Below are 358 nucleotides of genomic sequence, written 5' to 3'. Positions count from 1 at the left end.
ATCTCGGCAAACAGAAAAATGCTTTTCGATGTATCGAACATTGGGGTCATCGGATGGAAGCACCATCTTCAAAGCCCGATACTTCAAATCTGCCTCCTCCCAATCTTGATGCTCTCGCCATTGGGTGAGATTGCCCCAAATGGAGAGAACAAGAGATAGAGCCAAGCCACCAATGAAAAGAAGAACAGACTTTGAAGTTGGCTCGAAGCGATGAGTCACTACTTTCTTCAGAGGTGTGTTATCCATTGCGTGAAGTTTGTCCTGCACAATTTTTGATGTGGCATTAAGCTCTTGTTTCACCTGATTAACAGTATCAAACAAGAGTTTACTTCGCTGTTCATCTTTGCTTGCTTCTTTC

The 358-nt window shown here is 43.3% G+C and carries 1 pseudogene; it reads right to left on the bottom strand.

From position 1 onward, the window contains the following. Window positions 1-358: pseudogene (locus DXD25_RS17300) on the bottom strand (hypothetical protein); the annotation flags it as partial.

The organism is Prevotella sp. TF12-30 (assembly GCF_003436715.1).
GTDB lineage: Bacteria > Bacteroidota > Bacteroidia > Bacteroidales > Bacteroidaceae > Prevotella > Prevotella copri_A.
Note: the sequence above shows the minus strand (reverse complement) of the source record. Positions and strands in the feature narration are given on the sequence as shown.